Source organism: Haemophilus parainfluenzae, assembly GCF_003253005.1.
Taxonomy (GTDB): domain Bacteria; phylum Pseudomonadota; class Gammaproteobacteria; order Enterobacterales; family Pasteurellaceae; genus Haemophilus_D; species Haemophilus_D parainfluenzae_M.
In genome coordinates, this window is the sequence record NZ_QEPZ01000006.1 from 25,194 (window position 1) to 38,670 (window position 13,477).

General features: G+C 38.3%; 10 protein-coding genes. 6 read left to right on the forward strand and 4 right to left on the reverse strand.

All coding sequences use genetic code 11. The features are described 5' to 3' along the window. Positions 1–64: 64 nt before the first annotated feature. From pepN to rnm, 3 genes are all read left to right on the forward strand, one after another. Positions 65–2,674, forward strand: a complete 2,610-nt coding sequence (gene pepN, locus DPV97_RS07735) for an aminopeptidase N (RefSeq protein ID WP_070712948.1) — start codon at positions 65–67, stop codon at positions 2,672–2,674. A 69-nt stretch (positions 2,675–2,743) separates the two neighbouring features. Then, positions 2,744–3,763 carry a quinone-dependent dihydroorotate dehydrogenase gene (pyrD, locus tag DPV97_RS07740; protein ID WP_070712946.1) on the forward strand — a complete coding sequence of 340 codons (1,020 nt, stop codon included), beginning with the start codon at positions 2,744–2,746 and terminating at the stop codon, positions 3,761–3,763. Then, positions 3,764–4,591, forward strand: coding sequence for an RNase RNM (rnm, locus tag DPV97_RS07745; protein ID WP_070712945.1), 828 nt, complete (start codon positions 3,764–3,766; stop codon positions 4,589–4,591). It abuts the gene before it with no gap. Between the two features lie 28 nt (positions 4,592–4,619). On the opposite strand, the gene DPV97_RS07750 is transcribed toward rnm, so the two are convergent. After that, positions 4,620–5,519: a LysR family transcriptional regulator gene (locus DPV97_RS07750; RefSeq protein ID WP_070712943.1), complete on the reverse strand. Its 900-nt coding sequence runs from the start codon at positions 5,517–5,519 to the stop codon at positions 4,620–4,622. Positions 5,520–5,616: 97 nt separating this feature from the next. Here DPV97_RS07750 and topA point away from each other — a divergent pair, with 97 nt between their 5' ends. After that, positions 5,617–8,223, forward strand: coding sequence for a type I DNA topoisomerase (topA, locus tag DPV97_RS07755; protein WP_070712941.1), 2,607 nt, complete (start codon positions 5,617–5,619; stop codon positions 8,221–8,223). A 1-nt stretch (position 8,224) separates the two neighbouring features. Next, entirely contained in the window at positions 8,225–8,785 is a 561-nt protein-coding gene (locus tag DPV97_RS07760) for an LOG family protein (RefSeq protein ID WP_070712939.1), read from the forward strand. A gap of 39 nt (positions 8,786–8,824) precedes the next feature. Here DPV97_RS07760 and DPV97_RS07765 read toward each other — a convergent pair whose 3' ends face one another. The 3 genes from DPV97_RS07765 to fnr form a co-directional block, all read right to left on the reverse strand. Beyond that, complete coding sequence (locus DPV97_RS07765; protein WP_049363500.1) at positions 8,825–9,661, reverse strand: DUF4198 domain-containing protein; 837 nt, start codon at positions 9,659–9,661, stop codon at positions 8,825–8,827. A gap of 196 nt (positions 9,662–9,857) precedes the next feature. Beyond that, positions 9,858–10,781 (reverse strand): universal stress protein UspE, encoded by a 924-nt coding sequence (gene uspE / locus DPV97_RS07770; RefSeq protein ID WP_070712937.1) that lies wholly within the window; start codon positions 10,779–10,781, stop codon positions 9,858–9,860. A 137-nt stretch (positions 10,782–10,918) separates the two neighbouring features. Then, positions 10,919–11,692 (reverse strand): fumarate/nitrate reduction transcriptional regulator Fnr, encoded by a 774-nt coding sequence (gene fnr, locus DPV97_RS07775; protein WP_049363496.1) that lies wholly within the window; start codon positions 11,690–11,692, stop codon positions 10,919–10,921. Between the two features lie 424 nt (positions 11,693–12,116). Between fnr and mukF the strand changes: the two genes are divergently transcribed. Further along, on the forward strand, positions 12,117–13,451 hold the full coding sequence (gene mukF, locus DPV97_RS07780) for a chromosome partition protein MukF (protein ID WP_070712935.1): 1,335 nt from the start codon (positions 12,117–12,119) through the stop codon (positions 13,449–13,451). Positions 13,452–13,477 lie beyond the last annotated feature (26 nt).

The window sequence follows — 13,477 nt, forward strand, 5'->3', positions numbered from 1 at the left end:
ATTGCAAGTTTTCCCATAAAATCTTATCCTAGTACGAGTTTTTTTCTTAGAAATAGAGCCGATTATGTTAGCTAAAGCGAAATATAGAAAAGATTACAAACAACCTGATTTTACAGTTACGGATATTTTCCTTGATTTTCAATTGGATCCTAGCCATACCGTTGTTACAGCAAAGACAACCTTCCAACGTTTAAATGATGAAGCAACCCATCTACGATTAGATGGTCATGGCTTCCAATTTGCTTCCATTAAATTCAATGGCGAAGATTTTAAACATTATCATCAAGACCATGAAAGTTTAACGTTAGATTTAACCAATCAAAGTGCGGTCAATTTTGAACTTGAAATTGTGACGAATCTAGAGCCTGCACAAAACACCTCTTTACAAGGACTTTATCAATCTGGTGAGGGTATTTGTACACAATGTGAAGCAGAAGGTTTCCGTCAAATCACTTATATGCTTGATCGACCAGATGTATTAGTGCGCTATACAACCAAAATTACCGCAGATAAGACTAAATATCCTTACTTGCTTTCTAATGGTAACCGTATTGCAAGTGGTGAATTAGAAGATGGTCGTCATTGGGTTGAATGGAATGACCCATTTCCGAAACCAAGCTATTTATTCGCTCTAGTTGCGGGTGATTTTGATTTATTACAAGATACCTTTACGACAAAAAGTGGTCGTAAAGTGGCCTTAGAGCTTTATGTTGATCGTGGAAATCTTGCTCGTGCCTCTTGGGCAATGGAAAGTCTGAAAAAAGCGATGAAATGGGATGAAGACCGTTTCAATTTAGAATATGACTTAGATATTTACATGATTGTTGCTGTGGACTTCTTCAATATGGGCGCCATGGAAAATAAAGGGTTGAATATTTTTAACTCTAAATTTGTGTTGGCAAATCCACAAACAGCAACCGATGATGATTATCTCGCCATTGAAAGCGTGATTGCACATGAATATTTCCATAATTGGACGGGAAACCGTGTAACTTGCCGTGATTGGTTCCAATTAAGTTTGAAAGAAGGTTTAACAGTTTTCCGTGATCAAGAGTTTTCATCTGACACCGGTTCTCGAGCAGTCAATCGTATTAATAACGTGAAATTCTTACGTACGGTGCAATTTGCCGAAGATGCAAGCCCAATGTCACACCCAATTCGCCCTGAAAAAGTCATTGAAATGAATAACTTCTATACAGTGACCGTATATGAAAAAGGGGCAGAAGTGATTCGTATGTTGCACACCTTATTAGGTGAACAAGGTTTCCAAAAAGGGATGCAACTTTATATTGCTGAAAACGATGGTAAAGCGGCAACCTGTGAAGATTTTGTTTCTGCAATGGAACGTGCGAATGACGTTGATTTAGCACAATTCCGTCGTTGGTATAGCCAATCGGGTACGCCAGAATTATTAATTAGCGATGCCTATGATGAACAAACCCATACTTATCGTTTAACGGTTTCGCAATCTACGCCGCCAACAGCGGACCAAATGGAAAAAGTAAACTTACATATTCCATTGAAAATTGCGCTTTATGATGCCAAAGGCACGAAACAAATGTTACAGCATAACGGTGAGTTGTTAAGTGATGTGTTAAATGTGACAGAAAAAGACCAAGTGTTTGAATTCCATGGTATTTATGGTCGCCCAACTCCTGCGTTATTATGTGATTTCTCTGCACCGGTGAAGCTCGATTATGATTACACCACAGAGCAGTTATTAGGTTTACTTAAATTCGCTGATAACCAATTTGCTCGTTGGGATGCGGCACAAATGCTGTTTACACAAGAATTGCGTCGTAATGTGGCGCATTTCCAACAAGGTGAAGCCTTTGACATTTCGCCTGATGTTTTGACTGCACTTGCGCATGTATTGGAAAATTACGAACAGGATATCGAATTAGCCACATTAATCCTGACCTTGCCAAAAGACATTGAGTTTGCTGAAAACTTCAAAACGATTGATCCAGATGGCATTTCTGCTGCAAGAGAATTTATGTTGGTACAAATCGCAGAATACTTGAAAGAAGATTTGCTACGTATTTATACACATATTCGTCTTGAAAATTATCAAGTGGCTCAAGAAGATATTGCTTTACGAGCAATGCGTAATCTTTGTTTAAGTTATTTGGCTTACACCAATTTAGGCAATAATGTAGTGCAAAAACATTACAATAATGCCAATAATATGACGGATACTTTAGCGGCATTAAATATGGCGACCAAAGCTGCGTTACCTTGTCGTGATACCTTGTTGACCGATTTTGAACAAAAATGGCAACATGATGGTTTAGTCATGGATAAATGGTTTGCTTTACAAGCTACTCGCCCAGATGAAAACGTATTGGAAATTGTACAAGTGTTAATGGATCACCAGAGTTTTAACTTCAACAATCCAAACCGTTTACGTTCATTAGTGGGTAGCTTTGCAAATCACAACTTAAAAGCTTTCCATCATATTAGTGGTTCTGGCTATCGCTTCTTAACGGATGTCTTAATTCGTTTAAATGAAAGCAATCCACAAGTAGCTGCGCGTTTAATTGAGCCATTAATTCGTTTCTCACGTTTTGATGCACAACGTCAAACACTAATGAAACGTGCCTTAGAACGTTTAAGTGCGGTTGAAGATCTCTCAAAAGATTTATTTGAGAAGATTGAAAAAGCCTTGCAATAAAACAAAAAGTGCGGTTAATTTTGACCGCACTTTCCATTTACAGTGAACTATCCTGAGAGATAAACGAGTATGTATTCTTTGATCCGTAAAGCCATCTTTTCCCTTGATCCTGAAACTGCCCATGATTTAGTGATTAAATCATTGCACGTAGCGGGTAAATCGCCTTGTCAATTTTTATTGAAACAACTTTTGGCTTGTCCACAAGGTACGCCTAAGCAGGTAATGGGCATTACGTTTAAAAATCCTATTGGGTTAGCGGCGGGAGCAGATAAAAATGCCGAAGCGATTGATGGATTTGGTGCGATGGGATTTGGTTTTATTGAAGTCGGTACGGTTACGCCTTTAGCGCAAGAGGGGAATGCGAAACCTCGTCAATTCCGTTTAGTGGAAGCGGAAGGGATTATTAACCGTAATGGATTTAATAATTATGGCATTGATTATGTGGTCGAGAATGTTAAAAAGGCAAAATTTGATGGCGTAATAGGGATTAATATTGGTAAAAATAAAATCACGCCGCTTGAGAAGGGGAAAGATGATTACCTATTTTGCCTAAACAAAGCCTATAACTATGCGGATTATATTACGGTAAATATTTCATCACCAAATACACCGGATTTGCGTCAGTTGCAGTATGGTGATTACTTTGATGATTTACTGCAAAGTGTAAAACAACGTCAAAAAGTATTAGCTGAGCAATATAATAAATATGTGCCGATTGCAGTAAAAATAGCACCTGATTTATCTGAGGCTGAGCTCGTTCAAATTGCAGATACATTACTTCGTCATCAAATGGATGGGGTAATTGCGACTAATACGACGATTTCTCGCGACAACGTCACTGGTTTGAAAAATGCGGAACAACAAGGTGGCTTAAGTGGAAAACCGTTACAGCAAAAAAGTACAGAAATTATTCGAAGATTGCATCAAGAACTGAAAGGACAAGTTCCGATTATTGGTAGTGGTGGTATTGATGGTGTACAAAATGCACAAGAGAAGATTGAAGCTGGTGCTGAATTGTTACAAGTTTATTCAGGTTTGATTTATCACGGTCCAAGCTTAGTTAAAGAATTAGTGAAAGCGATTAAATAAATGACAAAAAAATATGATTTACATTGCCATAGTACGGCTTCAGATGGTGTTTTAACGCCTACAGAGCTTGTGCAACGAGCTCATGAACAAGGTGTCAATGTGCTCGCTTTATGTGATCACGACACTGTAATGGGCATTGATGAAGCCAAACTTGAAGCAGATAAACTAGGCATTGAGCTAATTAATGGCGTGGAAATTTCAACGAATTGGGAGGGTTGTGGCATCCATATTGTTGGATTAAATTTTGATAAAACGCATCCTAAAATGACCGCACTTTTAGCCGAACAAAAATCACTGAGAGAAAAAAGAGCGGTTGAAATTGGCCATAAATTAGAAAAAGCAGGTGTTCCCAATGCCTATGAAGGCGCAAAAGCATTAGCCAATGGGGAAGTAACTCGTGCGCATTATGCACGTTATTTGGTACAAATCGGAAAGGTTTCAAATGATGGGCAAGCCTTTAAGCGTTATCTAGGTGGTGGAAAATCATGTTTTGTCAAAGCTGAATGGGTAGATATTCCAACAGCGATTGAGACGATTCATGCAGCAGGTGGAGTTGCCATCATTGCTCATCCTATGCGTTATAACATGACAGGAAAATGGATTCGTCGATTAATTGTTGATTTCAAACAATGGGGCGGTGATGGCATGGAAGTCGCAGATAGTGGACAGACTAAAGATCAACGTCAGTACCTTGCACGTTTAGCCAATGAATATGACTTAGCCGCTTCTTTAGGGTCGGATTTTCATTTTCCTTGCGGATGGATTGAATTAGGAAAGAATTTGTTTTTACCTGAAGAGGTAAAACCGATTTGGACATTATTTGAATAATAAAGGGCGGTCAATCCGCCCTTGTTTTTTATATTTGACTGTTTTCACACAAACCGAGACTCGCTAAAAATTCAATAAATGCGCGAACTTTAGCCGGTAAATGTCGACGATTTGGATAAACCACATAAATATCTAAAGGTTTTTGTTTATATTCAGACAAAATTTCAATTAATTCACCTGAAGCAAGCGCATCTTTTACAAAGAAACCAGGTGAATTGCTGATGCCCAAGCCCGCTTTCGTCATTTCTAACAATGCCATCCCATTATTGGAAACTACTTTAGATTGAATTTTATAACGTTGAATTTGATTGGCTTTTGTTGATTGCCAATGCACTTGGTTTAACGATGATTTATAAAGTAAGCCTTGGTGATATTCTAAATCATCAGGTGTAAGCGGTGTACCTCGCGACTCCAAATAACTTGGCGAAGCAACAAAATGCATAGGGGAACTGCTAATTTTACGTGCAACAAGTGAGCTATCTTGCATATAGCCGATACGTAATGCTAAATCATAGCCTTCCGCAACAAGATCGACACGTTTGTCTTCAAATTCAATTTCTACGTGTAAATTAGGATGAAGCTCAATAAATTTAGGCAAGTTCGGTAAAATATAAAGTAAGCCAAAATCACGTGGCACAGAGATTAATAAATTACCTTGTAAGCTCGTCGCCATATTGCTGATGCTTGAATCAGCCTCGCTTAAATCTAATAGAATGGCTTGGCAACGTTGGTAATAAAGCATACCGGCTTCAGTTGGCACAATTTTTCGTGTTGTACGTTGTAATAATCGCGTTTTTAAATGTTCTTCTAATTGTGAAACTAATTTACTCGTCATTGCCACAGAAATATTCTGTTGGTTTGCGGCTTGTGTAAAACTTTGCGTTTCGATCACTTTGCAGAAAACCGAAATTGCATTGAGTTTATCCATTTATAAATCCTTTTTGAAAAAAAGCTTGATTTTATCGGCGTAAGTTTGCAGTATATCGCCAATTTTACAGAATTCTAGTTATATTTTAGGTAAGCAAATGAGCAAATCTTTAGTGATTGTGGAGTCGCCAGCCAAAGCGAAAACCATCAATAAATATTTAGGTAGCCAGTATGTGGTGAGATCCAGCGTAGGGCATATTTGTGATTTGCCTACTGCAGGGAGTAGCACAGGCGAGAAGGCTAAACCAGTTTCCACTAAAGGATTAAGTGCGGAAGAAAAAAACAAAATTAAAGCAGAAAAAGACCGTGCGGCCTTAGTGAAACGTATGGGGATTGACCCTTATCATGATTGGAAAGCCAATTACCAAATTCTACCAGGTAAAGAAAAAGTGGTAGCCGAATTAAAATCTCTCGCTAAAAAATCCGATCATGTTTATCTCGCCACCGACTTGGATAGAGAAGGAGAGGCTATCGCGTGGCATTTACGTGAAGTGATCGGTGGCGATGATAGTCGTTTTAGCCGCGTTGTATTTAATGAGATTACGAAGAAAGCGATTGAAAAAGCATTCCAGCATCCTGCTCACATTAATATGGACCAGGTTAATGCTCAGCAAACCCGTCGTTTCTTAGACCGTGTGGTGGGCTTTATGGTGTCGCCATTATTATGGAAGAAAGTGGCGCGAGGTCTATCAGCTGGACGTGTGCAATCTGTTGCCGTGAAATTGGTAGTAGAGCGTGAACGTGAAATCAAAGCATTCCAACCAGAAGAGTTTTGGGAAATTGAAGCGCTAACCCAAACGAGCAAGAAAGAAGACTTGTGTTTGGATGTGGTGCAATATAAAGGCAAGAAATTTGAGCCGAAAAATGAAAAAGAAGCGCAAAGTGCGGTAAATTTCTTAAATAAATCACATTACGTTGTCACAGATTTGGAAACGAAACCAACAGGCTCTAAGCCAAGAGCACCATTTATCACTTCAACCTTACAGCAAACTGCAAGCACGCGTTTAGGTTTTGGGGTGAAGAAAACCATGATGCTGGCACAACGTTTATATGAAGCTGGTTACATTACTTACATGCGCACTGACTCTACAAACTTGAGCCAAGATGCATTAAATATGGCACGCTCTTATATCGAAAGCCATTTTGGCAAAGATTATTTGCCCGCTAAACCGAATTTCTATTCGAGCAAAGAAAATGCACAAGAAGCGCACGAAGCGATTCGTCCTTCTGATGTCAAACTGCTTGCGGATCATTTAAGTGGCATGGATAAAGATGCGGTGCGCTTGTATGATTTAATCTGGCGTCAATTTGTAGCCTGCCAAATGCCAGCGGCACAATATGACAGCACAACCGTCACTGTAATGGCTGGCGATTATGAGTTGAAAGCCAAAGGCCGTATTTTACGCTTTGATGGTTGGACAAAAGTCTTGCCACAATTAGGTAAAAATCCAGAAGACCAAATTTTACCGGCTGTGAGTTTAAATGAAACATTAGTACTAAAAACGGTTTCGCCAAGCCAACACTTTACCAAACCGCCAGCTCGTTTTTCTGAAGCTGCATTGGTTAAAGAATTGGAGAAACGTGGTATTGGTCGTCCTTCTACTTATGCGGCAATTATTTCGACTATTCAAGAACGTGGTTATGTACGCATTGAAAATCGCCGTTTCTACGCAGAAAAAATGGGTGAAATCGTTACTGATCGCTTAAATCAATCTTTTACTGATTTGATGAGCTACGATTTCACTGCCAACATGGAAAACGTACTAGACCAAATTGCATCCGGTGAGAAAAATTGGAAGGCTGAGTTAAATCAATTCTTCAAAGATTTTTCTACCCAACTTTCTACGGCTGAATTAGATGAGTTAGAAGGTGGAATGAAGCCGAATAGCCTTGTGCTCACCGATATTGATTGCCCAACTTGTGGCCGAAAAATGGCGATTCGAACAGCAAGTACAGGTGTCTTCCTTGGTTGTTCGGGTTATGCATTACCACCAAAAGAGCGTTGTAAAACCACGATTAATCTTATTCCAGAAGCGGAATTATTAAATGTGCTAGATGAGGCTTCTGAGACCAAAGCCTTAATGGATCGTAAACGTTGTCCGAAATGCGGTACCGCGATGGATAGCTACATCATTGACCCACATCGTAAATTACATATTTGTGGTAACAATCCGAATTGTGATGGTTATTTGGTTGAACAAGGCCAATTCAAAATTAAAGGCTATGATGGACCGATTGTAGAATGCGATAAGTGTGGTTCAGATATGCACTTAAAACTCGGTCGTTTTGGTAGATATATGGGCTGTACCAGCTGTGATAACACCCGTAAGATTTTGAAAAACGGCGAGGTTGCACCACCAAAAGAAGAGCCAGTTCATTTCCCTGAACTGAAATGTGAAAAATCTGATGCATATTTTGTATTACGTGATGGTGCAAGTGGCGTGTTTATGTCTGCTCATAACTTCCCGAAATCCCGTGAAACACGACCAGCAAAAGTGGCGGAATTAGCGCTTTATCGTGATCGTTTACCGGAAAAATTACGTTATTTAGCGGATGCGCCACAAAAAGACCCTGAGGGTAATGAAGCCATTATCCGCTTTAGCCGTAAAGAAAAACATCAATATGTGACATCTGAAAAGAATGGCAAAGCCACAAAATGGATTGTGGATTATATTGATGGGAAATGGGTAGAACGGAAAAAGTAGGATGAACATCACGGTTTATTGCGGTGCGAGTTTAGGTAATGATTCTACCTATCAGGCTGCCGCAAAAAAATTAGGAAAATGGATTGCAGGTGGCCAACATACTTTAGTTTATGGTAGCGGAAAATTGGGATTAATGGGCGTGGTTGCAGATACTGTACTTGCTCATCAAGGTAAAGTAATTGGTATTATCCCTCAATTTTTACAAGATAGAGAAGTTTCACATCCTAATTTAACTAAGACCGTAATTGTTGAAAATATGTCTGAGCGAAAAAATAAAATGGTTGAGCTTGGCGATGCTTATATTGCTTTACCTGGCGGACCAGGCACTTTAGAAGAAATTGCTGAAGTGATTTCTTGGACGCGAATTGGAAAAAATAACAATCCTTGTATTCTGTTTAATGAAAAGGGGTATTTTGATTCACTAAAGTCCTTTTTTAGCCATATGGTGAAAGAAGGCTTTTTTACTCAAGATGATTTTGAGAAAATTTTATTCTCGAATGATCTTCAAGAAATTGAAACCTTTATTGAACATTACCAACCACCAGCGTTAAGAACATATTAAAAAAGTACGGTTAAATTGATTTGACCGCACTTTTTATAGTTAATGGTGATGATGTTCTGGTTTTGGTGGTAGTTTAGCACGCGCTTTACCAACAGGTAGAATTAACGTTGCGTAATTTGCTGATTGTTGACACACCTTTTGATCTTCAAATGGTTCTTTGTGAATCACTTTAAGCTTCCAAACACCTTCAATTAATGGGATAAAGTTAACTTTACCTTCACTGTTTGTTTTACCTGAAAACGCTTGTGGTTCACGGTGAGATGTCGCCGCTTCCATATCTTTTACAACAAATGTATCAGAGGTTGCGATAATCGTTTCGCCTGCAAGTGGTTGGTCTTTATAGAAAATCTGAACAGGGAAAGCTTCACCTGCTTTAATTGTTTTCGGATCTTTAAGTGGCACGATTTCAAGTGGTAAGCCGAGGCGTGTCATTGCCATATCTGTATTTAATGGTTTTTTGCCCACTACAGTAAAGGCTTTACCAAACATTTGAGTTTGTTCGCAATAGAATGCATTTGGTGTGCCTTGTAAGTTATCCATTTTCCAACCTTCATTATTTTGTGACCAGAAAGTTGGTTTATAAGTAGCTGTTACCCAATATGAACCGTCTTTTAACGGTTTTTCTGATTGATATTGGTAGTTTTCACCTTTTTGTACTAATGTTTGCATTTCACCATCTTGATTGATGAGTTCCATCGGTGGAAAAATAGCGAGACGTTTTTCAGGAATTTTTTCAACGTAGGGGTAGTCACCATAAGCTAAATCAGCTTTTAAAACGGAATTGGAAGCAAGTTGTGCTGGTGTTGCAACCCAAACTTCATGGGCTTGTGCGAGCGCAGAGAAGCCAAGTAGTGCTGCAATTAATGTTTTTTTCATTGTCTTTCCTTTTTAATCAATAAATCAATTTATATAAAGTCCCCGATAGGGCGGACGAGTATAACAAAAAGAAATGATGAGACGAATGAAAAAAGTTGATTTTGTGAGAAACTTCACATTTTTTTACAAAAAAGTGCGGTCAATAAAACGATTGTTTTTCTGACCGCACTTGTTTTAAATAAAAAGCTAAATAGGATTATTTTTTAGATGGTTTAATAGCTAATAAATTGCAGCTTAATTTACTAATTACATGCTCAGCCGTATTACCTAATAACGCTGCAGATAAACCCGTTCTACCCACTGTACCTAAAATCACTAATTCAGCTTCAATTTCTTTCGCCACTTCAGGGATTACTTCTTCAGGGAAACCTTCGCGTACATGGGTATGATCTTCATCAATACCAAATTTTTGACGTAAGGCTTTCATATTAATGAGATGTTGGCCACGAATGCCATTTTCATAACCTGAAGTATTAAATTCAGGTAAATCAATCGCCATATTAATTGGCGCAACAGGGTAGGCTGCTACTAAGTGTACGTTACCACGGTTTAAGTTTTCCGCTAAATTCATGCCTGTTGAAACTAATTCTTGATTGAATTCATCTTGATATTCTTGCTCACCGGATACATTAACAGCGACTAAAATACGGCGTTGGTGTTTCCAATCACCATCACGTACCATCAATACAGGGATTGGACATTTACGTAATAATTGCCAATCTACTGGTGTGAAAATCAATGAAGTGAAACTTTCTTCATCTTTAGTGTATTTCACAACGAGGTCATATTGATTTTTTTCAACTTCTTCACGAATTGCATCCGCTTCATTGCTGCTCCATACAATATGAGATTCAAACTCAATTTCTGGATCGGCATATTTATCTAAATAAAATTGTACGGCTTGACGCTGTTGCTCAACGGCTGTTTTATGCATTTCGCTTCGTTCTTCAGAAGAAAGAAGGGCTGACATCTCATACGATAAGTCATAAATACTCAAAAGGGTGGTGATTTTTACCTTTGTTTCATTTTGCTGTTCTTTAACAAGACGAACGGCACGAGCAAGCGCATATTGTTTTTCGTTATCAGGATTGAGTACAACAAGAATATTATTAAATTTCATAAAACCTCCAAGATATGAGATATCAATAGGATAGAAAAGATTTTAAACGATGACAAGAACCGATTATCAAAAAAGTGATCTCGTGCAAGTTTTTTTGTTTCAAATGTTAAAAAAGCGTGAAAATTCACGCTTTTAATTTATTCTGCTAATTGGATTTTGGTTTTATGTACACCGGTTAAATCAATCAATGCATTAATATCATTAATAGTAATGTATTTACCTTGAACAGAGAGTACACCCAGTTTTTGGAAACGACCAAGTAAACGACTGATAGTCTCAACAGTTAGGCCGAGGTAATTACCAATATCGCTACGAGTCATGGTTAAACGGAATTCTTTCGCAGAGAAACCACGAGCAGAATAGCGTTTAGATAGGTTATGGATGAATGCGGCTAAACGTTCTTCAGCATTCATTTTAGACAGTAATAAAATCATTTCTTGATCACTTTTGATTTCACTACTCATTAAACGCATAATTTGCTGACGAAGCTTAGGCATTTTTCCAGATAAGTCATCTAAGATATCAAATGGAATTTCACATACCATAGCGGTTTCCAATGCTTGAGCAAAACTTGGGTGTTGCATATTTGTGAGCGCATCGAAACCGACTAAATCACCCGGTAAGTGAAAAGAGGTAATTTGTTCTTCGCCCGCTTCACTAATGGTATAAGTTTTAATGGTACCAGAACGAATCGCATAAATAGAATTAAGCGTATCACCCGCTTTAAAAAGGACTTGAGATTTTTGTATAGGCTTTTTACGCTCAATAATATTATCAAGCTGATCGAGCTCATGTTCGTTTAATGTGAAAGGAATACAAAGTTGACTAATGCTGCAATCCTGGCAATGAATCGCACAACCACCAGATTGAATTCTGCGCCCTGATTTAGTTTCTGAAACGAAATTATTCATTAGTTCCTCAAATCGATAAATATAGTGTAAAATTGATCTAACGCAATTATTCTACCACTAAATAGTAAATTAAAGAAGTTATCTACGAGTAAATAGGTATGGCAGCCGAAAAATTAACCAAAAAACGTTTAATACAAATTATTATTATGTTGATTATTTTAGTCAGTGCATTTGTTTGGCGATATATGTTGTAATAAGTGCGGTCAATTTTTGATTATTTTTAAAAGAGAAAAAGAGCCACGATTTTGTGGCTCTTTATTTTGAAGATAACGTTTATTTATCAATCTGTTTACATCGCAGATTAGCCACATATAATCTCGAAAAATAAAAAGCCCGTTCAATTCACAAGAAGATTTTCAAGATTGACAAAAAATCCTGTATAATCTCACTAATTTTTTGTTCAATTTTAAGCTTTTGTAACCGAATGATCGAAACCTCACAAACTATTCCTGAACTCGTCTCATGGGCAAAAGAGCGGGAATTTTCGTTAAATCTGCCGACAGAGCGTTTGGTGTTTTTACTGGCTATTGCTATCTATAACAACGAACGTTTAGACGGTGAGATGTTAGAAGCTGATTTAGTGGATATTTTCCGCCATACAGCCAATGCCTTTGACCAATCAACGGATGCGATTGCCACTCGTGCCAATAATGCTATCAATGAATTGGTGAAGCAGCGTTTTCTTAACCGTTTCAGCAGTGAATTTACTGAAGGGCTTTCCATTTATCGTCTCACCCCATTAGGTGTTGGCGTATCAGATTATTATATTCGTCAGCGTGAGTTTTCTGCGTTGCGTCTTTCTGTACAGCTTTCTATTGTGGCTGATGAAATTCAGCGTGCATCTGATGCAGCAGAAGAAGGTGCAGCAAAAGGGGAGAATGAGCATTTTTGGCGTCGGAATGTTTTCGCTCCGTTAAAATATTCTGTGGCAGAGATTTTCGATAGCATTGATTTATCACAACGTGTGATGGATGAAAATCAGCAAAGCATTAAGGAAGAAATTGCGAATTTGCTTACCAAAGATTGGCAAGCGGCAATTTCTAGCTGTGAACGTTTATTAGATGAAACCTCAGGCAATTTACGTGAGTTACAAGATACCTTAAATGCCGCAGGTGATAAGTTGCAGGCTCAATTATTACGTATTCAAGATTGTGTAATTGGTCATGATGAGCTGTATTTTATTGAACAATTAATCACCGACTTACAATCTAAGCTCGACCGCATTATTAGCTGGGGACAACAAGCCATCGATTTATGGATTGGTTATGACCGTCACGTGCATAAATTTATCCGTACCGCCATTGATATGGATAAAAATCGTGTATTCTCACAACGCTTGCGTAATTCTATTCATAGCTATTTCGATCATCCTTGGTTCTTGTGGACTGCTCAAGCGGAACGTTTGGTCGATCTGCGTGATGAAGAAATGGTATTACGTGAAGATGATGCATTGGGTGAATTACCTGAAGAGTTGCAATATGAGTCTTTGGCTGATTTACATGATCAAATCGTCGAGCATATGCAAGGCTTATTAATTCAATACCGTGAAAATAATCGTCCAATTGATTTAAGTTTAGTCTTAAAAGAACAATTAGAGGCTTATCCGCTTTCCCGTCATTTCGATGTGGCGCGTATTATTGTGGATCAAGCAGTGCGTTTAGGTATGGCAAATGATGATTTAGCCGGTCTTTATCCGCAATGGCAGGAAATTAACGATTACGGCGCAGAAGTACAAGCGCATGTGATTGATAAATATTAATTTCGTGGCTTACCCAAAAACGAATT